Annotated in this window: 26 protein-coding genes; 24 read left to right on the plus strand and 2 right to left on the minus strand. The window is 29.2% G+C overall.

Translation table 11 applies throughout. From position 1 onward, the window contains the following. Positions 1-154: 154 nt before the first annotated feature. From ACZ49Z_RS17240 to ACZ49Z_RS17280, 9 genes are all read left to right on the plus strand, one after another. Positions 155-973: a nuclear transport factor 2 family protein gene (locus tag ACZ49Z_RS17240; protein ID WP_464305543.1), complete on the plus strand. Its 819-nt coding sequence runs from the start codon at positions 155-157 to the stop codon at positions 971-973. A gap of 59 nt (positions 974-1032) precedes the next feature. Further along, positions 1033-1239 (plus strand): tautomerase family protein, encoded by a 207-nt coding sequence (locus tag ACZ49Z_RS17245; RefSeq protein WP_464305544.1) that lies wholly within the window; start codon positions 1033-1035, stop codon positions 1237-1239. A gap of 308 nt (positions 1240-1547) precedes the next feature. Beyond that, a complete protein-coding gene (locus ACZ49Z_RS17250; RefSeq protein WP_464305545.1) occupies positions 1548-2210 on the plus strand; it encodes an HAD family hydrolase in 663 nt (220 codons plus the stop codon). A gap of 147 nt (positions 2211-2357) precedes the next feature. Then, on the plus strand, positions 2358-2714 hold the full coding sequence (locus ACZ49Z_RS17255; RefSeq protein WP_464305546.1) for a hypothetical protein: 357 nt from the start codon (positions 2358-2360) through the stop codon (positions 2712-2714). After that, the gene (chrA, locus tag ACZ49Z_RS17260; protein WP_464305547.1) at positions 2707-3816 is read left to right on the plus strand and encodes a chromate efflux transporter; all 1110 of its coding nucleotides are present in this window, start codon (positions 2707-2709) and stop codon (positions 3814-3816) included. The genes ACZ49Z_RS17255 and chrA overlap by 8 nt, the downstream gene beginning before the upstream one ends. Before the next feature lie 142 nt (positions 3817-3958). Further along, positions 3959-4384 carry a hypothetical protein gene (locus ACZ49Z_RS17265; RefSeq protein ID WP_464305548.1) on the plus strand — a complete coding sequence of 142 codons (426 nt, stop codon included), beginning with the start codon at positions 3959-3961 and terminating at the stop codon, positions 4382-4384. A gap of 1121 nt (positions 4385-5505) precedes the next feature. After that, on the plus strand, positions 5506-6768 hold the full coding sequence (locus ACZ49Z_RS17270) for a C10 family peptidase (RefSeq protein ID WP_464305549.1): 1263 nt from the start codon (positions 5506-5508) through the stop codon (positions 6766-6768). Between the two features lie 12 nt (positions 6769-6780). Continuing rightward, complete coding sequence (locus ACZ49Z_RS17275; protein ID WP_464305550.1) at positions 6781-7275, plus strand: hypothetical protein; 495 nt, start codon at positions 6781-6783, stop codon at positions 7273-7275. A 233-nt stretch (positions 7276-7508) separates the two neighbouring features. Further along, positions 7509-8159, plus strand: a complete 651-nt coding sequence (locus ACZ49Z_RS17280) for a hypothetical protein (protein ID WP_464305551.1) — start codon at positions 7509-7511, stop codon at positions 8157-8159. Between the two features lie 93 nt (positions 8160-8252). On the opposite strand, the gene tnpA is transcribed toward ACZ49Z_RS17280, so the two are convergent. Further along, positions 8253-8690 (minus strand): IS200/IS605 family transposase, encoded by a 438-nt coding sequence (tnpA, locus tag ACZ49Z_RS17285; RefSeq protein ID WP_464305552.1) that lies wholly within the window; start codon positions 8688-8690, stop codon positions 8253-8255. 392 nt (positions 8691-9082) lie between these two features. Between tnpA and ACZ49Z_RS17290 the strand changes: the two genes are divergently transcribed. The 9 genes from ACZ49Z_RS17290 to ACZ49Z_RS17330 all read left to right on the plus strand — a co-directional run bounded on the left by ACZ49Z_RS17290 (position 9083) and on the right by ACZ49Z_RS17330 (position 16431). Continuing rightward, positions 9083-9910, plus strand: a complete 828-nt coding sequence (locus ACZ49Z_RS17290; RefSeq protein ID WP_464305553.1) for a hypothetical protein — start codon at positions 9083-9085, stop codon at positions 9908-9910. Positions 9911-10054: 144 nt separating this feature from the next. Further along, positions 10055-11032, plus strand: coding sequence for a ComEC/Rec2 family competence protein (locus ACZ49Z_RS17295; protein ID WP_464305554.1), 978 nt, complete (start codon positions 10055-10057; stop codon positions 11030-11032). A gap of 356 nt (positions 11033-11388) precedes the next feature. Beyond that, the gene (locus tag ACZ49Z_RS17300) at positions 11389-11793 is read left to right on the plus strand and encodes a hypothetical protein (protein ID WP_464305555.1); all 405 of its coding nucleotides are present in this window, start codon (positions 11389-11391) and stop codon (positions 11791-11793) included. A 261-nt stretch (positions 11794-12054) separates the two neighbouring features. Beyond that, complete coding sequence (locus tag ACZ49Z_RS17305; RefSeq protein WP_464305556.1) at positions 12055-12744, plus strand: hypothetical protein; 690 nt, start codon at positions 12055-12057, stop codon at positions 12742-12744. 273 nt (positions 12745-13017) lie between these two features. Continuing rightward, positions 13018-13524 carry a Crp/Fnr family transcriptional regulator gene (locus ACZ49Z_RS17310; RefSeq protein ID WP_464305557.1) on the plus strand — a complete coding sequence of 169 codons (507 nt, stop codon included), beginning with the start codon at positions 13018-13020 and terminating at the stop codon, positions 13522-13524. Between the two features lie 56 nt (positions 13525-13580). Next, positions 13581-14132, plus strand: a complete 552-nt coding sequence (locus tag ACZ49Z_RS17315) for a DinB family protein (protein WP_464305558.1) — start codon at positions 13581-13583, stop codon at positions 14130-14132. A gap of 282 nt (positions 14133-14414) precedes the next feature. Next, positions 14415-14843 carry a hypothetical protein gene (locus tag ACZ49Z_RS17320; RefSeq protein ID WP_464305559.1) on the plus strand — a complete coding sequence of 143 codons (429 nt, stop codon included), beginning with the start codon at positions 14415-14417 and terminating at the stop codon, positions 14841-14843. Positions 14844-15007: 164 nt separating this feature from the next. Next, entirely contained in the window at positions 15008-15652 is a 645-nt protein-coding gene (locus ACZ49Z_RS17325; RefSeq protein WP_464305560.1) for a hypothetical protein, read from the plus strand. Between the two features lie 314 nt (positions 15653-15966). Then, positions 15967-16431, plus strand: coding sequence for a DMP19 family protein (locus tag ACZ49Z_RS17330; RefSeq protein WP_464305561.1), 465 nt, complete (start codon positions 15967-15969; stop codon positions 16429-16431). A gap of 23 nt (positions 16432-16454) precedes the next feature. Here ACZ49Z_RS17330 and ACZ49Z_RS17335 read toward each other — a convergent pair whose 3' ends face one another. Continuing rightward, positions 16455-16982: a hypothetical protein gene (locus tag ACZ49Z_RS17335; protein WP_464305562.1), complete on the minus strand. Its 528-nt coding sequence runs from the start codon at positions 16980-16982 to the stop codon at positions 16455-16457. 556 nt (positions 16983-17538) lie between these two features. Between ACZ49Z_RS17335 and tyrS the strand changes: the two genes are divergently transcribed. The 6 genes from tyrS (at position 17539) to ACZ49Z_RS17365 (ending at position 24804) form a co-directional block, all read left to right on the plus strand. Next, positions 17539-18744, plus strand: a complete 1206-nt coding sequence (gene tyrS, locus ACZ49Z_RS17340) for a tyrosine--tRNA ligase (protein ID WP_464305563.1) — start codon at positions 17539-17541, stop codon at positions 18742-18744. A gap of 83 nt (positions 18745-18827) precedes the next feature. Beyond that, positions 18828-19403 carry a Crp/Fnr family transcriptional regulator gene (locus ACZ49Z_RS17345; RefSeq protein WP_464305564.1) on the plus strand — a complete coding sequence of 192 codons (576 nt, stop codon included), beginning with the start codon at positions 18828-18830 and terminating at the stop codon, positions 19401-19403. A 61-nt stretch (positions 19404-19464) separates the two neighbouring features. After that, on the plus strand, positions 19465-20427 hold the full coding sequence (locus tag ACZ49Z_RS17350; protein WP_464305565.1) for an MBL fold metallo-hydrolase: 963 nt from the start codon (positions 19465-19467) through the stop codon (positions 20425-20427). Positions 20428-20801: 374 nt separating this feature from the next. Beyond that, the gene (locus ACZ49Z_RS17355) at positions 20802-21131 is read left to right on the plus strand and encodes a LytR/AlgR family response regulator transcription factor (RefSeq protein WP_464305566.1); all 330 of its coding nucleotides are present in this window, start codon (positions 20802-20804) and stop codon (positions 21129-21131) included. Positions 21132-21450: 319 nt separating this feature from the next. Beyond that, a complete protein-coding gene (locus ACZ49Z_RS17360) occupies positions 21451-22248 on the plus strand; it encodes a hypothetical protein (RefSeq protein WP_464305567.1) in 798 nt (265 codons plus the stop codon). 639 nt (positions 22249-22887) lie between these two features. Then, the gene (locus ACZ49Z_RS17365) at positions 22888-24804 is read left to right on the plus strand and encodes a transglutaminase-like domain-containing protein (RefSeq protein ID WP_464305568.1); all 1917 of its coding nucleotides are present in this window, start codon (positions 22888-22890) and stop codon (positions 24802-24804) included. Positions 24805-24835: the final 31 nt, after the last annotated feature.

The raw sequence follows: 24835 nt of genomic DNA on the forward strand, positions 1-24835 counted from the left end.
GGGAAACAATTGCTATGATTTCACTAAAAGAGATACATCTTTTCACTTTTTGGACACGATTGTTGAATGGTAAAAAAAACTCATTTTCAAACAAATAATCATCAATTGTTTAATTAAAACTTTACCTAAAAAAGCTACCAAATAAAAATATAAAATGACAAATAAAAGAAAAGCAAAAGCATATTATAGCGCAGTGAATGCCTACGATGAGGCATCCGTTGAATATATGGTACATGAAAACTACATACAACACAATCCAAAAGTTCCAACTGGCAGAGATGCATTTGTAGCCATGCTACCCAAACTAAAAGAGCATGGCAGCAAAATAGAAAATATTCGTATACTAGAAGATGGTTCTCACATAATAATGCATCACAAATGGAAAAACGCAACTCCACTGGGTTACAACGAAGCAGTGGCTTTTCATATCATCCGTTTCAATACTTTTGGAATCATTACAGAACATTGGAATGTAATGACAGAAACAACACCACTAAACCCATCTAAAAGATCTTTGTTTGACGGTGAAACGAAAATAAAAGATAAAGAAAAAACAGCAGCCAATAAATCAACTATAACAGCCCTATTTAATCAGGTCATTAGCAAAAACATAGACAAAACAATAGCAAGCATACCTCAATTTTTTAAAGCCAATTTTCAACAACATCATCCACAACTAGTAGATGGAATTCCTAGTTTGATAAAAGCCATCCAAGACGGTGTTTTCTTCCCACACTATAAAGAACAACATGCTGTTTTTGGAGAAGGAAACTTTGTTCTTTCTATTAGCGAAGGACTATATGCTGGAAAAAAATCGGCATTATATGATCTTTTTCAAATGGAAAACGGGCAAATTGCTGCACATTGGAACATTTATCAAGAAATTCCAACCCAAGACCTAGCCAACAATAATACCATGTTTAATTTTCAAAAAACAACAAAGAAAAATACACAAAAATCAACCGTAATTTAGAACATTTTTCTATAATAAAAGTACAAACAACAAGTATATAATTAATAAAAGAAAACAATATGCCATACCTATCATTCGAATCTGGTCAGCTCGACGAAAGAGTAAAACAAAAACTAATAGCACAATTAACACAACTATCAGTAGAAATTACTGGAATTCCGAAAGAATATTTCTTCGTTTCCATAAAAGAAATACCCGACAGCGACATTGCTGTTGGTGGAAAAACAGTAGAAGCAATGAAAAATGAATTGAAAAAAAACAAATAAAAATTGCAAGTAAAAAGGCTGTCTCAAAAGTAATGAAACTTGTCATTTCGGATTTATTTTGGAATCTAATGAATGCTGAAATTCTGTATTTTAAAGAAACAAGCACAAACAAAGTGAACTAACGCAGTAAACAAGTTTAGTTGAATAAGATCTAACTTTTGAGACAGCCTCTCATTAATTAAATAACAGCCCGATTTAAATCTAATAAAATATAAGTTATTGGTAGTTTTTAAAAATAATTGAATTGATTTTTAAATTCAAAACGATATAAAAAACAAACTTCAAAAAACTCAAAAAACAAATAGCGCATGGCAATCCAAAAAAAATATGACGGAATACTATTCGATCTAGACGGAACCCTACTAAATACACTAGGAATCTATACCCATATCATGAACGAAATTTTGAAAGAAAATAATTTTCCCACACACACAGCAAAAACCTATCGCAAATTTATTGGCAATGGAGCCCAAAACTTCATAGCACAATGTCTTCCGCAAAACCATAGAAAAGAAGAAACAATAGCCCGAATAGGAAAAGAATTTCATTGCAACTACCAAAACAACTACACAACACATTCCGAAGTCTATACAGACATTCAAGAACTCCTAGAAGCACTACAACAGGCAGGAAAACCAATAGCACTACTTTCTAATAAATCCCATGAACTCACTTGCAAATGTGCCGAACATTTTTTCCCAACAATAAAATTCAACCAAATAATAGGACAATCCGATAACTATAAAAAACCAGATCCAAAAGGAGCATTAGCCATTGCAAACACATTAAAACTACCTCTAGAAAAATTAGTACTTGTTGGCGACACAGAAATTGATATCATAACCGCACAAAATGCAGGTATCGATAGCATAGCGGTTACTTGGGGATTCAGAGATGAAGAAGAATTAAAAATAGTAGCCCCAAAATATATCCTTAACGAAACCAATCAATTAAAAAACTATTTACTGTAAAAAGTAACACTCCCACAAAAAAACAAATGTTTTAAACCCAAATAATGTCTAATGCATAATTGGGTTTAAACTTGCACAACAAAGCCTCTTCAATATTTGGTGAAATGCACCCTACGATGTTATCTTTGAAAAAAGAAAAGTAATAAAATGAATTATTTCACTCAATATCCAAAACTAAACAAACTCTTCCTCATAAGAATAAGTATAGTTATCCTTTTTGGTATAGCAATTAGTTACTTTAATACTAAAATAGATAATGCACTAGAAAACCTAGAAAACAAACTATATATAACTATTGACAAAGATTCTGACATACAAATAGTAAAAAAGCAACTAGAGTTAGAAATGTTAATGAACGAAGCAAGAAGCTCCATACAAAACAACATTAGCTTTTTAATGGTATGCCTAATAATTGGAATACTACTAATAAATAGAAATAGTGACAAAACCACCAAAGAGAATAAAAGACTTGATGAACTAGAAAATAGCATTCAAAATGAATAAAAACCTAAAAGAAGTAGCCCTACTCTTCTTCAAACTAGGAAGCATCGCCTTTGGAGGTCCAGCAGCACACATAGCCATGATGGAAGACGAAGTGGTCAAAAAAAGACAATGGATGACGCAACAGCACTTTCTAGACTTGATGGGTGCTACCAATTTAATTCCTGGTCCCAACTCTACCGAAATGACCATGCATTGCGGACACGAAAGAGCCGGTTGGAAAGGATTACTAGTTGCAGGAGTATGCTTCATTTTCCCTGCCGTAGTAATAACCATGCTTTTCGCGTGGTTGTATCAACAATACGGACAATTGCCAAATGTGCAACCCTTTCTATACGGCATCAAACCCGCAGTTATTGCCATTATCATGGGAGCAGTATATACATTAGGCAAAAAAGCCCTAAAAAACACAACACTAGGCATATTAGGAGCACTAACACTAATTGCCTGTTTATTAGGAGTACACGAAATCATTGCCCTTTTTGCCTGTGGTAGTATTGGCATAATGATTTATCACTTTAAAAATTCAAAAAACAATCTAAACAGTTTCACACCACTAGTCCTGTTTCAAATTACAGCATCGGCAAGTAGTTTAAAAATACTATGGGCATTCCTAAAAGTAGGAGCACTATTATATGGTGGAGGCTATGTACTGTTTGCCTTTCTAGATGCCGAATTAGTAAGCACAGGACTACTCACCCGACAAGAACTAATAGATGCTGTAGCCGTAGGACAATTTACACCTGGACCCGTACTTTCCACCGCCACATTCATAGGTTGGCAACTCAACGGATTTTGGGGTGCAATAGCCGCAACTATTGGAATATTTCTACCCTCATTTCTATTCGTAGCCCTGCTTAACCCAATCATTCCAAAAATGAGGAAATCCAAAGCCATAGCTTCATTTCTCGATGCGGTCAACATAGCAGCAGTTGCCTTAATTGTAGCCGTTTGTATAGAAATGAGTAAAGACACCCTAACCGACTGGAGAACGATACTAATAGCACTACTCAGCCTTATCGTTGTATTTGGCTTTAAAAAAATGAACAGCGCTTTCATTGTTATAGCAAGCGCTATTTTTGGTTATTTACTATCTTTAATTTAAACCCATGAAATCGCCATTAACAACAAGTTTGTTGCAAACAAATGAAATTCACTGAACACCAATTGAAATGTATATAGTGAAGTAAACACCAATGAATAAAAGCGATAACACATGTGACCTATAACAAATAAAATTTACGCATATGAAAAAAATAATCATATTACTCCTGCTCCTATCATTTTATAATTGTAAAAAAGCAGAAAAAGAAAACCAACCAACAAAAAAAGTCGAAAAAACACCCCAACAAACATTAGAAAATCAGACACCAATTCGACCAGAAAAAACAATAATTCGCAACCTAACCATAGATACTGCAACTGTATTTGGCATTTGGACACAAGAACAAGATAGCCCACATGCCGAATTTCAACTCACATCAAAATCATTTTACATAGTCGATTATGATGGCGATGGCGATAAAATCTATATTCTAGATAAAAACGAAATAACCCTATTCTATGAAAGCGAAATTCAAAAAGGTATAATTACAACCACAAAAAAAGACACCCTAAAAATTAAATGGGCAAATAGCGAAACAGAAACCACCTATATAAAATTTGAAAATTAATCCATCAATTTTGGAGCACCACCCAACTGCCCCACAGCACACTCCTCCCGCTATTCGCTATAGCTGTTATTGCATCGTTCCTCGCCATAACAGGCTACCGCTACTATCGGGGCTAGCCAAGCACTTCTATATTTCCAAACACATTTTCAAAAAAAGCACGTCGGTTTATACCTACTTATAACTATTTACAGAAAATCATTTTTTTTGAAGCTAAATACTCAGTATCCGAGAAGAAAAGTAATCTTTTGGTGCTGGATACTCAGTATCTAAGATAAAAAGTAATCTTTTGATGCTAAATACTCAGTATCTAAGGTAAAAAGTAATCTTTTGATGCTAAATACTCAGTATCTAAGATAAAAAGTACTCATTTAACGCTAAATACTCAGTATCTAAGGTAAAAAGTAATCTTTTGACACTAAATACTCAGTATCTGAGGTAAAAAGTAATCTTTTGACACTAAATACTCAGTATCTGAGGTAAAAATGATACTTTTCACGCTAAACGCGCTGCGTCTGAAACAAAAATGATACTTTTCACACTAAACGCGCTGCGTCTGAAACAAAAATGATACTTTTCACGCTATTCACTATAGCTATTCATTGCAATGATGCTTCATTCCTAACTATAATGAGATTATGGGGGAAGGTAATTGTTATTATGTTGTCTTGAAAATGGTTTTTCCAGAAGTATTTTTTTTGTTTTTTATTGTATTTTTTTTAATTATTGAAACTTGTTGTTATTTTTTTTTTTTTTTAAATAATCTTCATTGAACACAAATGCTTTTTCTGCAAGAATATTTAAAATATTTAACAAAAAATACATTTTTTCTGTAATCATTTTTTGAGTTATTTATTTTATTTTTGTACAAATAAGTTTTTACAATAACAATACGTTTGTTTTTTTTCATATAAAACATAAACATATTTAAAATATTCTTGCAAGAAGGATCAGAAATTTAGCTGACTGAAAATGTCTAGGTAATTTTAACATTATAAAAATAAACGAAAATGACAAAATCAATTTTGAATTTAACGGAGTTAAATTGCTTTCGAAGGAGCAAATCAAGACTGTTGCGGGAGTTGCTGGCAATGAAAAATTACAAACACAATAACTAAAAAATTATGTTCAAAATTAATTTTTACGTACGGTTATTAGCAGCAATTCTATTTGGATTATTTATTTTTTCTTGTAATGAGGATGATTTGAAAAATGATTTATCAGAAAATCAAATTAGTGAAACGAAAGTATCCCTAGACTTAGCCAAACAGGCTGCTTTGAACTTTACAAAAGATGAAGCCTTTAATGGTAAACCAGACAAAGAAAATTTAAAAGTTGCCCTTCGCTCAACAAAAAACTCAAAAACACTCCCTTTTCCAGGATTTGAAGAACGAGAAATTGAGGAAGTAATTGAACTGAATGGTAGTTCTGGACATACATGCTTATATATAGTTAAATTTTTACCTAATGGCTACATTATTCTTCCATCTACTAAAAAGGAAGTTCCAATTCTTGCTTTTTCTAACAATGGAGTTTTCAATCAAAATGATATTCCTCAAGGAATTCAAGACTGGATAGAAAATAGAAGTGAAATAATAGAATTTCTTGAAACTGATAATGATATTGAGGTTTCTGAAGACATTAAGGAGCAATGGGATTGTGTAGCTCCACCAATTGACGATGAAGAAACTATTTCTGGAGGTAGCATACATGAACAAACCGGACCATTATTACAGACACGCTGGGGACAAGGACATGGCTATAATGAACTTGTTAGATTTAATAATTGTGCTAATGGCACAACTCCAACAGGGTGTGTTGCAACTGCAATCGCTCAAGTTATGAGATATCATCAACATCCTAACTTTTATAACTGGTCAATAATGCCCAATCAAATAGCATGGAATGCTACTCTAAACAATTCCACTCATGAAGTAGCAAAACTAATGGAAGATGTGGGACAATCTGTAAATATGCAATACAGTTGTGGTAGTTCTGGAGCCTATGCATCTGATGCCCGAAATGCACTTGTAAATACTTTTGGTTACTCTAACTATGCCAGCTATATCAACTTTAATACAGATACCATTATTCAACAACTTGGAATATGGAATCAACCAGTTATTCTAAGAGGTCAAGACCCCTCTGTTGGTGGTCATGCTTGGGTATGTGATGGATATAGAAGAATGAAATACACCACAATCCATAATCCGGGAACATACTATGAATATGAAACCTACACATATAGTGACTTTTATTTACATATGAATTGGGGATGGAATGACAGTTTCATCACAGACAATAATTGGTTTTTTCACGGCACTCCAAATGTAGGTTGGGCTAATTTTTCGACAGGATACAAAATGATTATAAATATTCACCCTTAAAATACTTTGATTATGAAAACAATATTAATGATTTTAGCATTTACAGCTCTTGCAGCTTGTAGTCAAGACGAAGAAGATATGAATGGATTTAACTTAGAAAACCAACTATATTTAAGCCTTAAAAATTCAGATGGACAAAATCTTCTTGATACTGAGACAGAAAATTCAATTAACATCAGTGACATCCAACTTTATTACCTAATTGATAATGAGCCTGTAGAAGTAACTATTGAAAATGGTTATAATATGGGAAATATAGAATTAACTTCAGATAAATTACTAAAAGTTTTTACAAATCCATCCTCATCAAATATCATTGATGAAAATTCAGAATATAAAGTTGTGGAAAATATAGCCTATTTAAAATTATCAGAAACGGACACTGATACTATTAAAACGCATTCTAAATCAAATCAGAATTATTTCTTACTATCAAAAGTTTGGTATAATGATGAATTAGTTTGGGAAAGAGAAACAGGAGGAGTAATTGAAATAATAAAAGAATAACTTCTGCTAACAACTAAAATTTATCAATCATTTTTTATTGTTTTTTTAGCACTCATCATCACTTTGCAAGTTGTTAAGCTCAAAGAATGAAAGGATTTCTGTTTTGACTAATCACATACTTTCTAAAATGTTTTTTAGTGCAATTTAAATCCGTTATTTTTACTTCAATTTATAACACAAAGTAAAATAAACGAAGGTTTATATTACCTAAAATTAGAAATCACTAAATGAAAATGTTTAAGAAAAATAAAAGAAAAAATTATCTCACTAATATTTTCATAATTAGTTTAGGTTTTTTTATAATTGTTATTTTTATAAATCATATTTATAAATTTACTCATAACTACATTTATTCAACATATGATGAATTAAAGTTAACAAGAGAGGTTATTTCAGAAAATGAAATTTATGATTTTTTAAATGAAATATACACCGATGGTGATTTAATCGAAAAAGACTCATTAAAATTTAGAAAATTAATGTGCTTTTCTATACCTCATTCTGAACCACTAATCAACTTGATAGATGAATTACCTGATAGTATTGTAGATAATGAGAATAGAATTTATTTTAAAAATCAGATTTGTAAAAAGACTAAACTTTGGGACAAAGACCAACTTAAAAATTGTTGGGTATTAACACCATCCGATTTGAAAAAAATTGATGAACTAGATGATGATAATTATTGGGAAAATTATAGAAAATTATTTGGAAGTGGAAAAAGTTCAAATTCAGTTCCTATATTCAACAAATCGAAAACAGTTGCAATAATTCAAGTTGAAGGACAAGGTGATTATTTGTTAGGATTTGAAACCATTATTGTTTATTTAAAAATAAATGGAAAATGGAAGTATTATACCGAAAAACAACTATGGATAAGTTAATAACTACTCCAGAACTACCATTTTTAAACTAAACCACTATGGACTGAAAGTCCATAGGTTTTAAGAAGCAGACTGAAAGTCTGCACTCTTGTGTCAATCCTCTATGATAAAATTTGCTTGATCTGAACTATTTGGATTCCTATGATGTTCCAAATACTCATTAACCATTTCATCTGTAATATTCCCTGTACTCCAACATCCAAAACCAATTGCCCAAAAATGACGACCCCAATATCTTTTTTTCAATTCTGGAAATTCCATTTGAAGCTTCCTAGAACATCGACCTTTCATCAACTTTACAATTGTACTTATATCTTGTGAGGGACGATACTCTATATGCATATGTATATGGTCTTTTGATACTACTCCTTTCAGTATTTGAATATCTTCTGCTTCGCAAATTTGGATTAAGATTGTTCTACATCTAATTTTAATATCTCCTTCCAATATAGCATATCGGTATTTTGTTACCCAGACTATGTGAGCTGTTAATCGAGATACTGAATGACCATTTGTCCGTTGAAAATCCATCCAACAAAGATAACATTTTTAGAAGCTAAAAGCGAAATGCACTAAAGTGCATAGTTTTAACTATTTTTGAGACCAATAAAATTCCAAAAACATACGATTTTTACCTCGTTTAAGCACTTTAAACGAGGTATTTTTTTAACTTAACATAGCACAAGAATTACTAGATGATAATAATAGTAAAACAAGGAAATTTTATACACACGTAAGCACTAAAAGCTTAGAATAAATTAAAAGTCCTTTTGATGATTTGTAAGGAGAAATATAATATATTTGAAAAACATTTAAAATATGACACTTATCAAATATATAGAGCCTTTTTGGTACATGTATGTATAATAAAGTCATACCTATAAATGAATTGGTAGCAATTTTTAAATAACATACTTTATAAAATGAAATTAAAAGAAGAAATAGAAAGAAATGATTTAAAGCAAAACATTATGCAAAAAATCATTTATAGATTCGATTATCAAGGTGTAGTCGATATTGAAGACACTATTCCTTCTTTCATTGATGCATTTCGAAACTATTTCAAAGATTATTCAATAACATCATTTAATTTTTTGGACAGTGAATTATTAAATGTAAATGACATTAGCGAAAATTTGGGGATTCCTGTCAGCGAAATTATGAAACAGCGAATTCATAGATTTACTAAGAATACTTTTGGAACAGATGAGTTGATTTTAGACATTGGGATTTATAATACTATTTTAACTATTAATTGTAAAAATTACAAAAATAATGATGAATATTTGAAATTCATCTCTGACTATCTTAATTTCTTTATAAAAAGTAATGAATTTTTAAGTTTCAAGAGAGTGGGTATTAGAAAAATTGGATCTAAATTTTATCGTGAAATTGAAAAAATCCATGATGATTTCGAAAAAACATATTTTAATTTTGACTATAGTAAATATGGATATTATAATTATCAAAATAGATTTGAAGATGTTTTTTTAGTTAAAAATCCATTTACAATGATTAATTCAATAAAAACTTTACAGGCTGGATATTTTTTTGATGAAAACACTAAAGAAGAATATGAGGCTTTCCAAGTTGTTATTGATTTTGAAGGTTATTTAAATGATGAAATGATTTTGCAAACAAAATTTAAAAAGAATTTCCAAAATCTTTTAATTTCAATCAACAATAATCATCTTTTCAATCTCTTTAAGTTGAATGTAACAGAAAAATTTTTAAATGAAAATTCAAAATGAAAATAAATAAATCACATTTTGTTCCAAAATCACCTAATCATAGCAAAGAAAAACCTAAAATTCTATTTACACCTAAAATCAGAAGTGTTTCTATACCAAAACCACTTAAGATTGGTAATTTAGTTAGATTCAATAATTTGCCTAATGACGTGGAAAAATAAAACTTTTGTAGATATTTCTAATCTAGAAATACATGTTTATATTATTGGTTATCCTGATAGAGGTGAAAGTCAAATTGTCCTAATCAAGGATAATAAATCAGATTATATTCACTTCTCTATCGTTATTGATTGTTACGAACATGAATCAGTAAACAAAACTTTAGAAATCCTTGACGATAACAAAATAAAAGCATTAGATTTTTTCATTTGGACCCATACCGACGAAGACCATTCGTACGGTATTAAAGATATTATTAAAAAATTCTGCGACGCAAATACAAATTTCATATTACCTGAAGGAGTTTATGGTCGGATTGGTGACTTTATAAATTATAATCCTACTATTCAATCAACATTTGATATTATTAATAGTAGAAATAAGAATAAAAAATACAACGTTAATTCAGCTGGAGCATCTACAGGTGGGCATACAAGATTATACTCAACAGTTTATAAAGACATGAAATTAGGAGCTGAAATTGATTTTGAATTAATTTCTATTGCACCTATTTCCGCATTAATAAGACGTAAATTAGGTATTGGTAATGTCAGTAAAAAAAATGACTTATCGATTGCGACATTATTTAAGATTGGTAAAACAATTTTACTATTTAGTGGTGATATTGAGAATCAGAGTATTTTACAAATCCCAGACTATTATTTTGAGGATTTGTCCTTTATCAAAACTCCTCATCACACTTCTAAAAGTTCATTAGAATTATTAAATAAAATAAATTTTTCATCATCTACAAAAACATCTGTTAAAGCTTCTTTTTCAACAATTTATAAAAAATTTAATTTACCTGATTCATCAGCCGTTAAACAATATAAAAAAATTTCAGATGCATTTTACAGTACTGGAAATGGTAATGAAAATTTTGGTTATATCCACTTGACAATTGATGTTCTTAGTGATTCAGTAAAAGACATTCAATTATATGGAAACGCTGTTGTACATTAAAACTACCGCTAACAACTAAAATTTATTCATCCGTTTTTATTGTTTTTTTAGCTTTCATCATCACTTTGCAAGTTGTTGAGCTCAAAGAATGAAAGGATTTCTGTTTTGACTACTCCCTATTAATTTTGAAAGATTGCATTCTAAAAAGTTTTTTAGTGTAACTTAAAACCGTTATTTTTACTTCAATTTATAACACAAAATAAAATAAATGAAGGTTTTTAGAGGAACAGACGATTGTGGCTATTGTAAACAAACAATGAGGCTAATCGAAATTTTTAAGTGTTGCCGACTGAATGAAAATCTAGATACATTTACGACCATAGAGTAGTAAAATAGCAATAAGACTATATATTTTTATGAAATTAAACGATTTTATAACAGAACTTAGAAACTGGAAACTTACTAAATATAAAGTAATCAATTTTGCTATTGGTATTTCTGGTTTACTTATTTATGAGTTTGTTGGACGACCTATCTATCGACCATACATCTACAGTAATAAAATAAATGACTTTCATATCGCCGACACCTTGGGTAATACATTTGGGACAATGCCTACAATATTTTTCTTAATTGCAATTTTATCCAATGACACGACAAAAGGGAACTACTTAATAAAACTTGGGACATTTAGTGTTGTTGTTTTTGAGCTTGTACACCCTTTGCTTGGAAAACCAATAGACATTTGGGATATTATTGCTACTATAATGACAGGATTCATTTGCTATTTTATCTACAATAGTGTATTTAAAAACAGATAATTAAATAAAAAAACTTTCTACACCAACTAAAATTTATTCATCTGTTTATATTATTTTATGCACTCATCATCACTTTGCAAGTTGTTGAGCTCAAAGAATGAAAGGATTTCTGTTTTGACTACTCCCTATTAATTTTGAAAGATTGCTTTCTAAAAAGTTTTTTAGTGCAACTTAAATCCGTTATTTTTACTTAATAAATTATAATCTAAATTAATACAAACAGAGGTTTTTAGACAAACCGATGTTGGAAGTAACCTAATAATGACAGTAAAAAACATAACAACAGTAATAATTATTGTTTTGACCATTCCTGCATTTGGACAAGTAGACACTATCTTTATTCAGAAAGACAGTTTGTTAGGAACCGCACAATCAATTTTCTTTGAAAACAACTCAAACAGCAAATTCTATGACAACATAAATTATTGGAATTTTCTAACATTTGACAATGAGAGTTATAAATATTCAATGGACTTTTTGAAAGAAAATAATTTAAAACTAATCAAAAAAAAAACAGTTATTCCTCAAACTAAATGGATAACATTAAAACAATACAAAGGTGCGTTTTATGTCTATCACCCTTGCGATTTTTATTCTCATTACAGAATTTCAATTAACGATACCACTTTCATAGACTGGACAGGTGAAGGACCAGAAGCAAATAAGATTATTACACAAAAGAAAATTGACGACAAAACCTACGAATTTCAATTGTCAGGCATCGCTAACAAAAACAGAAAACTGATAATTCACATCATTGATAACAAAAAAGGAATTGCGGTTTTTGAAGAGACTAGTGACAATTCAAAAGAAAGATATTATTATTTAATGGTTGCTTCTGATAAAATAAAAAATGTACCATTAATAGTAAACAATTGTGAAACTTATAAGCAAATTGAATTGCGTTTTGACAAACCTAATTTCAATGAATTACTAATTACCAAAAAATGACAATATAGACAGCAACTAAAATTTATCAATCATTTTTTATTGTTTTTTTAGCACTCATCATCACTTTGCAAGTTGTTGAGCTCAAAGAATGAAAGGATTTCTGTTTTGACTACTCCCGATTAATTTTGAAAGATTGCTTTCTAAAAAGTTTTTTAGTGCAATTTAAATCCGTTATTTTTACTTTTAAATTATAATCTTAATTAATACAGACAGAGTTTTTTAGAGAAAATAGTGTTGGCTAAAAACATAACAAGCAAACCGAAATAACGAACCATGACAGAAATTGTTGAACTTTCAGACCAAACAATAACCATTGAAAGGAATAAATTCCTGAAAGTTAAAGGCAGTATTGATACAAACCTATATTATATTGAAAGTGGAAGTTTGAAAATTTTTGTAGTAAACGACCACGAAGAGCAAATTATTCGATTTGGCTACAAAGATAATCTAATTGCTTCGTTAGACTCTTTTTTGACGGGCAAACCATCTGACTTAATTATTCAAGCCCTTAAAAAGACTGTAATAAAAGTTATAAGTAAAAAACAAATTGACAAATTTTTAGAGTCCGAAAACAATCGGAATCTATGGACAACAATTTTAGAAAGCTTGGTGCTGCAACAAATGGAACGAGAAATTGATATTCTAACTAGTTCGCCAAAAGTAAGATATGAAAGGGTTTTAAAGCGTAGCCCACAACTTTTTCAAGAAATATCCAACAAACATATTGCTAATTATTTACGAATGAGTCCCGAAACGTTATCGCGACTTAAAAAGTCTTGACTTCAATCAAGATTTATGAAAAATGCTTTTTCGAACTTTGTATAAAATTGAAAATTATGCAATCGGAAAACTTAATACAATCTATTTTAGAACAAACACAACAAATTATTAACCAAGTCGAGAAATTAAAAAGCTTAGATTTACAAGCTTTAAACTGGAGAGAAAACAACACTTCGTGGAGTATTTTAGAATGTTTGGAACATTTAAATTTATATGGTGATTTTTATTTGCCAGAAATAGAAAACAAAATAAAAAATTCTACGACCAAAGCTGACCTTGAATTTAAGAGTGGCATGTTAGGAAACTACTTTGCAAAAAGTATGTTGCCAAAGGAAAAATTAAACAAGATGAAAACTTTTAAAAACAAAAATCCATTAAATTCAAAACTTGACAAAGCAGTTCTTGATAGATTCATTCATCAGCAAATCATCTTTTTGGACTTACTCAACCAATCAAAGAAAGTGAGTTTGAACAAAGTAAAAATTCAAATTACAATTTCAAGTCTAATCCAACTAAAATTGGGCGATATTTTTCAATTTCTTACCAATCATACTATTAGACATTTAGCCCAAATTAACAACATACAGATTCAAATGAAGAACGCCTAAAAAGCCTTCGAATAGATCGGAGGCTGTCCAAAAAGTCAGTAATCTTGTTCATTTCGACGCAAAGAGAAACCACATAACACTGATTATGAGACTCCTCCTTGCATCGGAGTGACAAAAATGTTTAGACTTTTTTACTTTTAGGACAGCCTTTTCGTTACTTCATTTTATGAACTGTAATCATGAAATATCCATTACTTTCTTGAAAAAAAATTAAAAAAATCAAAAGCATATGATAATTAAAATTATTAATTAATTTTGACGTTAATTAACTTTTTTAAAAACATGAAAAAAATAATTAGCTTTTGCATAATCTTATTATCTATCAATTCGTTTTCTCAATGTATCAAATGTAAATCAATAGAAGAGGCACAAAAAGATATTGAGATCGTAAAATCAATTCAAATTAACCCTTACACTGGTGGAGAATTAAGTGAAATTCCTACTACAATTGGCGATTATATAAACTTAGAAATATTATATTTAACCGATTTAGAATTAACTAATGTTCCTAAAGAAATTGGAAAACTAAAAAATTTAAAAAGCTTAAGTTTAGCAGGGAATAATTTAGAGGCTTTACCGGAAGAAATTTTCGAATTACAAAATCTTGAAGAATTAATTTTGTTTTCTAACGAATTTTCTAATGAATACAAAATTAATTTAAAGAAACAAGTAATACTAAAATTACCCAAAACAAAATTAATGATAGACTAATGTTATAGCGATTTCGATTTTTTTTATGTTGCTAATCTCGCATTTTTCCTTTAAAATATAATATAAATTAACACTAAATGAAGTTTTTAGATGAACTAACTTAGCTGTTTTTTTACCAAATAAACGTATAAAAATAATACAGAAAATAATTAAAATTTTACAAAATGAAAAAGAAATTTTTTGAATTCATTACACAATCTATAATGTTATTATCTACAATTATTTTAGTTCAAAGTTGCGCTGTTTTACCACTTCCAACTGAACCAATGAATTTTAGAAAAGAAACAGCGAAAAATGGATTGATTATTGGCTCAATAACATTTCCAAAAGAAAAAGCAAGATTCAATCAATACTTTATAAGAATTAGTGGAATAGATAGCGATGAAAAAATTGCTAAAAAAAATTCAACTGAAATACAAATAACTCCAGAGCAGATTTGGAAAGTGAAACATAAAGGAGAACTAGATAATGGTTTAACATATTTATTTGCAATTGAAAGACCCGAAGGAAAATATGAAATTCCAAATGTAAGATTATTTACAAACGGTGGAGCACTTGCATTACAGAGAACAAATTATTCAGGTAGTTTTTCAATCCCTTTTGATGTAAAAAAAGGAGAGATTACATATGTTGGTAATATTGTTTTTAATGAATATGCTGGCGAGAATGATACATTGGTTTCATATAGAAATAATTATGAAAAAGACATTAATGCGATTAAAAAAATTCAGCCAAGTGTGGACTGGAGTAAAGCAATTAATGATATAAATAGAAAAATTGAGTATAATGATAATAAAGTAAAAAGATAAAACATTTCCCAACTGCTAAAGTCTATTCTTTTCATTTTATTGTTTTTTAAATCATTCATCATTACTCTGTGAGTTGTTAGTCTTTAAAAGCCAACAAAAGGATTTTTGTTTTGGCTACACCCTATTAATGCTAAAAGATTATATTCAAAAAATTTCTGTTTTAGCTAATTCCATTATTTTTACTTTAAAATTGAATCTAGGATAATATTACGAAGAGTAAAATAAACAATGTTAACCAAATATAAATCGAATTAAATCTTGAAAAAAATATTTATTTACATATTATCACTTTTTTATTTACTAATTGTAATCAAATGTCTGAAATAGAAAAAGCTTTATTGATTAAAGATGAAACAGAATCCATATTAAAAATTCAAAAAATACTTTGGAAAAAAACAGAATTATTCGATGATTTTAGAAACCTAAATGATGCTGAAAAAACATTTCTTTATGTAGAGATTTTGGAAGCTGAAATCAATAATGGTGGTTTCGACCAATTTTTCTTTAACTCAAGTGGAGATTATGCTAACGAAACTTTAGAGGCATTGAAAAAAATTGGAGCTATAAAGACTGTGAAAATAGTTGAAGAAGCTTATAAAAACTTTCCGAAAAATCCAATTCCAAAAAATAACACTATTAGACATGAAATATTAGAAAATATTAATGAGCAAACTTCCGAAAAATGGACACAACTTGAAGATAAATTTTATCTTTATGAAGAAAATATTGGCCGTTTAGTTTTGGATTATGTTCGAAAAAACATAAATGAATTTAAATGAAACCAGTGCAAAACAACTAAATGCTATTCATTAGTTTTTATAGCTTTTTTTAATAATTTATGTTCTAGTTTAAAAGCTTCAAGTTTTATTTTTAACTGAGTTTGTTCATATAAACTATACCTATTTAACGTTTCAATTGCTTTATTTTCTATACTTCTTAATGCCTCGCATTCAAAATCTAAAAACTTTTTTTTAGTGAATGCTAAGTGCACAAAATCGATTGTTCGCAAAGCCGCTTGGTATTTTTCTACTGCCACTTTATACTTTTTTTCCAAACGAAATTGCTTTATAGCAACATCTTTCAATTGTGCTTCCAGCTTTACAAGTTGTTCTTGTTCTTGTCTTTCTACTGCCTCTTTTCTATAGACACTATCCGTAGGTAACTCGTCGGTTAGCTTTAATATAAAACTAAACTTTTCTCTTGATTTAGCAGGCAAACCGCGATACCCAATTTTATGCATCGACCATTGACTCCTACTCACATTAAGTAACATTGCCATTTCTTCTTGCGGTAGTAATATTTTTGTTTTAAAAATGGTTTCCTTTTTCATATGTAGCTATTTATTTGTTTTTCATAGATCATATAGTATCGCCTTATCTTCATTGGGGTTTGTTTGCAACAAACTTGTTGTTAGTGACGATTTCATATCTAAATATTTATTTTGTTGTTATGTTTTGCTTTCTATTTGTGGCATTATTGTTTAGAAAATATTTTTGCAACGCTTTTTGTTGCAATTCCAAAAAAAATTAAATTTTGCAACAAAAAGTGTTGCAAAATGAAATAATAATAAAAAATGACACGAAAATTATGAAAGTATAAAACGTTTTTATATTGAAAAACAAAAAAGATGCCAATCTAATTTTTATAAAAAAAATGAATCAGTACAACTAATAAAAAAACTCTTAAAAAAAAAGTGTATATTTGTAATAGAATGAAAAAGATGCAAAACATATCTTTAGTACTTACAAACACTACCTATTATCGCATGATAATGGGCAAAATAGTATATGGATATAGCACAAAACAACACCGTTGATATAAAACAATAAATCTATAACGCTAAAGCCCGAACAAATTTTGTTCGGGCTTTTTTTATTTTAAACAAAATGGAAAAACAAAAAAAACTACATGAAAACGTAGCAATTATGCTTCCCGAAAACGGATTAGAGCAAAAACTACAACAAGCTGAAAAAGAAAACAGAAAGCTTACTATTAAATTAGGCTTTGACCCTACCGCTCCCGATTTGCACCTCGGACATGCTGTGGTACTCAAAAAAATGAAAGAATTTCAAGATCTTGGCCATCAAATCATCATTGTTGTTGGAAGCTTCACAGCAAGAATTGGCGACCCTACTGGTAAAAACAAAAGTAGAAAACCATTGAGCTTGGAAGAAGTAAAACACAATGCTGCAACCTACATTAAACAACTTTCTAAAATAATTGCTGTTGAAAAAGCCGAAATTGTTTTTAATTCAGATTGGCTAGATAAGCTTGCTTTTTCCGAAGCCATACAATTAATTTCTAAAGTGACGCTAGCACAGCTCATGCAACGCAACGATTTTAATAAACGATTTACTGAAAACTCTCCTATAGCTATGCACGAACTCCTCTACCCTATTTTGCAAGGTTTTGATTCTGTGCAATTGGAATGCGACATAGAAATGGGTGGAACCGATCAACTTTTTAATTGCACTATGGGAAGACAATTGCAAGAAAGTCATAATATAAACCCTCAAGTTGTAATGTGCATGCCTTTATTGAAAGGTATTGATGGCTCGGAAAAAATGAGTAAATCGCAAAACAACACTATTGGACTAACAGACGGACCCAATGAGATGTTTGGCAAAACCCTGTCTATTCCAGATGCTATGATTGAAGAGTTTTTAGACCTTACTACTACTTTTACAAACGAAGAAAAACAACAAATTAAAAAGCAATTAATGGAAGGTGAAAACCCAATGAACATAAAAAAACGAATTGCAAAAAACATCATTAGTCAATACCATAATGAAAAGGCAGCGAACGAAGCCGAAGCCTTTTTTACAAATCAATTTCAAAATAAAAAATTTGAAACCAAAAGTTTTATACCATTCGCAATAGCAGACTTAAACATAAAGACTACTACGCTTTCAACTGTGGAACTTTGCAAAATATTCCGAAAAGATTTATCCAATTCTGCTATCCGAAGGCTCATAGAAGAAGGAGCTGTACAAATAAACAATCAAAAAGTAATAGAACCTTACCAAGAAATAAATATTATTAAAAATTTAAAAATTAAATTGGGCAAAAGAGACTTCTTCGAGCTTGTGTAAATATATAGTGAGTTTGATTTTTTTTTTAATCAAACTCACTTTTTTTCAATATTTCATTTATTTATATTCGCTTCAAAAAAAAAATGAATGAACTCTATACTATACTTCAAAATTTAATTGACTTAAAAGATAACGAATGGGAAATGTTTAACCGTTTTTTAAAAAGAATTGCATTTCCTGCTAAAACACAAATTATAAGTGAAGGCAATATTGCTAAAAACATCTACTTCATTGAAAGTGGTTTACTTAGAGCATATCATCTTCAAGAAGGAAAAGAAATTAACACCTATTTTGCTTGCGACAATCAATTCATATCTACTTTTTCAAGTTTTATAAATCAAGCTCCATCACACGAAATCTTAGAAACCCTTGAAGAGAGTTTTGTTTATGAATTGTCCTATCAGAATCTTACTTCTTTGTATGAGGAATCAAGAAAGTTTGAAAAATTAGGTCGAATCTTAGCTGAAAAAAATTATTTGTGCCTAATAGATAGAATCCATAGTATGCAAACCAAAACCGCAAAGGAAAAATATCTAGAATTTATTGCAAATTATGATAAAAAAATTGTTTTGCGTGTTCCGCAACACCATATAGCTAGCTTTTTAGGAATAGCTCCAGAATCGTTAAGTAGAATTAGAAAAGAGATTGTCATTTCTTAACAAATGTCAATGCCAGATTATTGAAGGTGTTATTTCTTTGTGCAGTATTTAAAAAAACAATATGACAAAGAAAAATTTGATAAGTCATTCCGTAATCCTAATAGGCATTATACAGCTAATTGTATCTTGTAGAGCGACCATTGATACTACAAAATATCAAACTCCTACTTTTTACGAAAAAGTTCCAACTACAGAGAATCATGCTGAACTTTCACTTTCAATGGTTGAAACGGGTTATGCAACTACTTTGGAAGCATTTGTTTTTAGAGGTGGAAAAATATTCAAAAAAAGAAAGTTATCGCACATTGCTATAGTTATTCGACATCCCAAGGGAACTTTTGCTTTTGATACTGGTTTAGGAAATGAAATTGAGAACCAATTTCACGATTCCTTTAATTTTTTAGATCGTCAAATATTTAAATTCAATAAATTACACTCATTGAGAGAAACGCTTATTAAAAACAAATTTGAACCCGATAGCATTCGTTTTATTATTCCTTCGCATCTGCATTTTGATCATGCTAGTGGAATAAAAGACTTTCCAAAAGCCAGCGTATGGACAACCTTAGAGGAATACCAACATGCAATGAGTGAAGAAGCTACACCTCCTGCCTTTATTAAACAACAATATGATGAGAAATCTATCCAATGGAATTTCATTGAATTTAAACCTGTTCCCTATGAAATATTTGAAGAGAGTTATGATTTTTTTAATGATGGAACAGTAGTTTTGGTAAAAATGCCTGGTCATACCACAGGTTCTATTGGAATGTTTGTTACGTTAAAATCTGGAAAAAAAATTTTCTTCACAGGCGATACAACTTGGGCAAGAGAAGCGTTTATAAATCCATCTGAAAAGCATAGAATTCCAAGAAATAAAGTAGATTTTAATAGAGAAGCGGTGAAAGAATGCATCGTTAAGATTCATCATCTCATGAAGAGAAAACCAGAACTAATTGTTGTCCCAGCACATGATTTTAATGCTCAAAAAGACATTGCTAAATTTCCAAACTTTGAACAATAAATCATTATGAACTAAAAGACTATGTGTTTTCACACTTGTGTTAATTCTCTATGAAAAAAATTGCATAATCTAAACTATCAAAACATTTAAATTCTATTACAGAAAAATAGCTACTTTAAATTGGCTTCAATACTCCGTTTTACGCCTTCAATGTGACTAATGCTACATTTTCGGTGCAAAACTTCCGTACTTCGCTACTTGAATTATCCTATTTTTAGATTAGTTTTCTATAGGTGTTTTTTCTATGATTACTACCCATTAACAATGAAATATTAAGTTGAAAATATATTTTTTAAAGCTCAATTTTCATTGTAAACATATTGCAAATTACTACAAAATAAATTGCTAACAATTTTTAACGAAACGATTATAAAATGACAACTAAACAAAATTTTACTTTTATCAAGACTAATAAAAGATTAATCAAATTATTTTTTGATGACATTTTGTTCATTAAGGGAATGGGAAATTATGCAGAAATCTTTCTCAAAAACAACAAAAAATATGTTTACTACAAAACATTAAAAGATCTTATTGACGCATTACCAGATGAATTTATGAGAATTCATAATTCAAGTATTGTGAATTTGAAAAATGTAGAATATATAGAAGATAATCATTTAATAATTGGTGAACATAAAATCACAATAGCAAAAAGTTACAAAGAATGTTTGCTAAATAGCATTGACAAATTGCTACTTTAAATAAGAAATTTGATTGATTAGATAAAAAATTAAACGAACTAAATAAATTATTTTTTTTGGTATAAAAACCTGAGTTGCTTTGTAGAAAAAAGATTACGAAACTTACTTATGTTTTAAATATGAGTATGTATGATTTTAAGGAATTTTATCATTACAAAAGAAATCATCTGAGAATAGTGAAAAAACAATTCAGACATTAAGGAAAGTAATTTATTAGTTTATAATTAAAAATAAAGGCGGAACAAATTAACTTAAAAAAAAGTACCTCAAGTTTTCGTCCACAATGGCGGTTTTCTGCAAGAGGGAAATATTTTAAAACATGAAAAAATTTAAAAATTATTTTACTATTAGTTTAGTATCTTTAGCATTAAGTGCTGTTTTTTTTGCTTGTTCATATGAAAATGAAACAATGCCAGAAAACAAGAATTCAACATCAATTGTAAATTCTAATAGGTTATTAGCAACTGTTTGTGATATTACTGGTTCAACAGTAGTGAGTTCTGGTAGTGCTGTTGTTGCAGCTGGTTCAACAGCAACCTATAGTTATACTAATAATACAGGAACGCCAACTAGCATTGTATGGAATATTACTTCAAATCCTGCAGGTAGTGCTACATTAACTTCAAACGGTTCAACTGTAACTGTTACATATTCTGCAAGTTTTATAAGCGGAAGTTTAACCGCAGCTGGGTCAGGAGGTTCAGCACAAACTTGTAACACACTATTGAATATTACTAAATCGGGAGGAACAAATTCGAATTGCACTTGTCCATATCCAGTAATTAGATGTACTTTAGCCGTTTCTGGAGGGCATCCCTATTGGAGGTTTGAATTAGATAATTTAGAATCTGGTGATACCTTTGTTTGGTCACAAAATCATGCACCAATTTTTGGTAGTGTTACAAATAATTCATACATAATTGCAAATCCTCAAGGTCCTTTGAATAGCGGTTTTACCATATATTGTGAAGTAACGAGAAAATGCACAAATGGAACGATAAAAAAGCGAAAAGCATTTTATACAAACTATTATGGCGGAACTACTACTACAGGTAGAACAGGTTTTGTAAATATTGGTGGAGCATGCGATTATAATGCGGGAAGTGATTTAGAATAAAAGGATCCTTCTAGTTTAAAATTAAACAAAATAATGAGGTTGTCTAAAATTTTAGATAGCCTCTTTTTATTTCAACAATCCATACAGTATCTTTCATTTTAAAATCTATTGAATCTGAAAAATAAACATTCAATTTGTATTGCCCAGAGCTACTATCAATATCTCCTATGATTTCTTCTTTTCTAAAAGAAATTAGAATACAAAATGAGTATATATTTTTTAATGAAAAACTTCTATATCTTAGATTACTAATCTTTAATTATATTCATAATAAAAAGATTTTTACCAAAAAGAACTTAATTCAAAACAAAATAATCACATATAATTATAACATCAAATACATAGATGAATCTATTAGATTATAAATATAATTCATCAAAATATTTTGTTGAACCATTAAACTTTAATATTATTGCAAATTATTTTAAATTTATTATCAAACATCAATAGTTTGGATTCTCTTTTAAAGGCTCATTTAGAAATAATGGTCCTTTTTTTTTTGAGATTTTCCAATTTATTTTCCTTAAAAAGATGATCCATTAAAAGAAAATTTAACCTAAATAAAATTCTGTTATATTAAATTCAAAAATATAGAATAAAGCTGTAACGCCAAATAAAACCCTAATAAATACTTGATATATGAAGTTTTTTAAAATAGTCTTTTTTTTATTTATAACAATTAGTTATGCTCAAAAAAACAATACTCCAAGTCCAGAACAAATTGCTACTGCAAAAAGTTTACGCGAAAAATATTCAAAGGACGACGTTGCCATTTTAGAAAGTCAACATGATATTACATTCAGTTTTGACAAATCGACTAATAAAGTTTTGGTAAATCAAAATATGAGTCAAACGTTGATAAATTTAAATCATATCAGTCGAATTAGTTGGGTAGAGTTCTATGACGATCAATCAACAATTGAGAACATAAAGATAAGAAACAATTCTAACAAGAAAATTGACAACGACATCATAAGAGATGAATTTTATAAGGATAAAGATTTATTTTTCCATGATGCTAGAATAAAATATTTTATTTTAAATTTTCCTGTTCAAGGTCTTACATACACAACGGAAATAGAAAAATCATATAAAGATGCTAAGTATTTTACAACAAAATATTTTAATGAGCCCTATCCAATTGTCAAAAAAACCTTTGTGGTAAAAGTACCTGACTGGTTGAATATTGAGTTAAAAGAATTTAACTTTAAAAATTTTTCAATTTCAAAAGAAGTTGTGCGCAATGAAAAAGACAAAGAAACAATATATACATTCACAGCAGAGAATTTAAAAGCTTTTGAAAATTTAAGTGATGCTCCTGGTAAAAGTTATTATTATCCACACATCATGTTTTTAGTTAAATCATATAAAAACAATGGAACAGAGCATAAACTTTTTAATACCTATCAAGACCTATATGATTGGTATAAGTCATTAATAGATCAAATGGAAGACAATCCCAAAGTTTTTGAAAATAAAGTCAAAGAGCTAACAACAAATGCAAAAACACCAGAAGAAAAAATAAAAAATATTTACTATTGGGTTCAAGACAATATAAGATATATAGCTTTTGAAGATGGCATTGCTGGATTCAAACCTGAAGAATCAAATAAAGTTTATGAAAATAGATATGGTGACTGCAAAGGAATGGCAAATTTAATCAAACAAATGCTAAAATTAGCTGGTTTTGATGCACGATTAACATGGATTGGAACAAAGCATTTAGCCTATGATTACTCAACACCTTCATTATCGGTTGATAATCATATGATTTGCACAGTTATCCATAATGGTAAAAAATATTTTCTAGATGGAACAACAAAATTTAATCCATTAGGAAACAATTCGGAACATATCCAAGGAAAAGAAGTTTTGATTGAAAATGGTTCTAATTGTATTCTTGAAAAAATTCCATTAAGTACTCCTGATGATAATAAAGAAATAAAAAGAATTACATTTTCCATAGAAAATGAAGACCTAATTGGTAAAGCAAATCGTTTTTTTTCTGGTGAAAGTGCAATATCTTTTTACTCAACTTTCAATTCGATTGAATCGAGTTCTAAAAATGAGAGTTTAGAACATTTTTTATCTAGAAGTGATAAGAATTTTTCAATTTCCAATATTGAAACTTCAGATTTAAAAAATAGAGAGAATGATATAAATATCAATTATGATATCAAAATAAAGAACAAAATCACCACTTTAGATAATGAACTCTACATAGATCTAGAAATTTTTAATGAGTATAAGGATTTATACTTTAAAGATCGAGACATTGATTACGAAATGGATTATAAAACCAATTATGAAAGCATAATTGTATTAACAATACCAAATGGGTATACATTACAGAAAATGCCACAAGAATTATCAATTAAAGAAAATGATTTTGATGTGGTACTATCTTATAAAAAAACAGGAAATGAAATTCATTATACTAAAAATTTCATTTTCAAAAAATCGGGAATTAAAGCTATAGATTTTGAAAAATGGAATGCTTTTTCTAAAAAAATGAGCGAATTCTACACTAAACAAATCGTTTTAATCAAACAATAAAAGGCTCTTTTTTATTAACCGTAGTAATTAA

Source organism: Flavobacterium sp. KY-23415 (assembly GCF_055384985.1).

Bases quoted from the DNA above. Each gene is read 5' to 3' on its own strand.
- ACZ49Z_RS17270 (WP_464305549.1), top strand. From the start codon at position 5,506: ATGTTCAAAATTAATTTTTACGTACGGTTATTAGCAGCAATTCTATTT.
- tnpA (WP_464305552.1), bottom strand. From the start codon at position 8,690: ATGGATTTTCAACGGACAAATGGTCATTCAGTATCTCGATTAACAGCT.
- ACZ49Z_RS17330 (WP_464305561.1), top strand. From the start codon at position 15,967: ATGTCTGAAATAGAAAAAGCTTTATTGATTAAAGATGAAACAGAATCC.
- ACZ49Z_RS17240 (WP_464305543.1), top strand. From the start codon at position 155: ATGACAAATAAAAGAAAAGCAAAAGCATATTATAGCGCAGTGAATGCC.
- ACZ49Z_RS17300 (WP_464305555.1), top strand. From the start codon at position 11,389: ATGAAATTAAACGATTTTATAACAGAACTTAGAAACTGGAAACTTACT.
- ACZ49Z_RS17275 (WP_464305550.1), top strand. From the start codon at position 6,781: ATGAAAACAATATTAATGATTTTAGCATTTACAGCTCTTGCAGCTTGT.
- tyrS (WP_464305563.1), top strand. From the start codon at position 17,539: ATGGAAAAACAAAAAAAACTACATGAAAACGTAGCAATTATGCTTCCC.
- ACZ49Z_RS17290 (WP_464305553.1), top strand. From the start codon at position 9,083: ATGAAATTAAAAGAAGAAATAGAAAGAAATGATTTAAAGCAAAACATT.
- ACZ49Z_RS17305 (WP_464305556.1), top strand. From the start codon at position 12,055: ATGACAGTAAAAAACATAACAACAGTAATAATTATTGTTTTGACCATT.
- ACZ49Z_RS17345 (WP_464305564.1), top strand. From the start codon at position 18,828: ATGAATGAACTCTATACTATACTTCAAAATTTAATTGACTTAAAAGAT.
- chrA (WP_464305547.1), top strand. From the start codon at position 2,707: ATGAATAAAAACCTAAAAGAAGTAGCCCTACTCTTCTTCAAACTAGGA.
- ACZ49Z_RS17265 (WP_464305548.1), top strand. From the start codon at position 3,959: ATGAAAAAAATAATCATATTACTCCTGCTCCTATCATTTTATAATTGT.
- ACZ49Z_RS17325 (WP_464305560.1), top strand. From the start codon at position 15,008: ATGAAAAAGAAATTTTTTGAATTCATTACACAATCTATAATGTTATTA.
- ACZ49Z_RS17255 (WP_464305546.1), top strand. From the start codon at position 2,358: ATGAATTATTTCACTCAATATCCAAAACTAAACAAACTCTTCCTCATA.
- ACZ49Z_RS17355 (WP_464305566.1), top strand. From the start codon at position 20,802: ATGACAACTAAACAAAATTTTACTTTTATCAAGACTAATAAAAGATTA.
- ACZ49Z_RS17320 (WP_464305559.1), top strand. From the start codon at position 14,415: ATGAAAAAAATAATTAGCTTTTGCATAATCTTATTATCTATCAATTCG.
- ACZ49Z_RS17335 (WP_464305562.1), bottom strand. From the start codon at position 16,982: ATGAAAAAGGAAACCATTTTTAAAACAAAAATATTACTACCGCAAGAA.
- ACZ49Z_RS17365 (WP_464305568.1), top strand. From the start codon at position 22,888: ATGAAGTTTTTTAAAATAGTCTTTTTTTTATTTATAACAATTAGTTAT.
- ACZ49Z_RS17350 (WP_464305565.1), top strand. From the start codon at position 19,465: ATGACAAAGAAAAATTTGATAAGTCATTCCGTAATCCTAATAGGCATT.
- ACZ49Z_RS17310 (WP_464305557.1), top strand. From the start codon at position 13,018: ATGACAGAAATTGTTGAACTTTCAGACCAAACAATAACCATTGAAAGG.
- ACZ49Z_RS17280 (WP_464305551.1), top strand. From the start codon at position 7,509: ATGTTTAAGAAAAATAAAAGAAAAAATTATCTCACTAATATTTTCATA.
- ACZ49Z_RS17360 (WP_464305567.1), top strand. From the start codon at position 21,451: ATGAAAAAATTTAAAAATTATTTTACTATTAGTTTAGTATCTTTAGCA.
- ACZ49Z_RS17245 (WP_464305544.1), top strand. From the start codon at position 1,033: ATGCCATACCTATCATTCGAATCTGGTCAGCTCGACGAAAGAGTAAAA.
- ACZ49Z_RS17315 (WP_464305558.1), top strand. From the start codon at position 13,581: ATGCAATCGGAAAACTTAATACAATCTATTTTAGAACAAACACAACAA.
- ACZ49Z_RS17295 (WP_464305554.1), top strand. From the start codon at position 10,055: ATGACGTGGAAAAATAAAACTTTTGTAGATATTTCTAATCTAGAAATA.
- ACZ49Z_RS17250 (WP_464305545.1), top strand. From the start codon at position 1,548: ATGGCAATCCAAAAAAAATATGACGGAATACTATTCGATCTAGACGGA.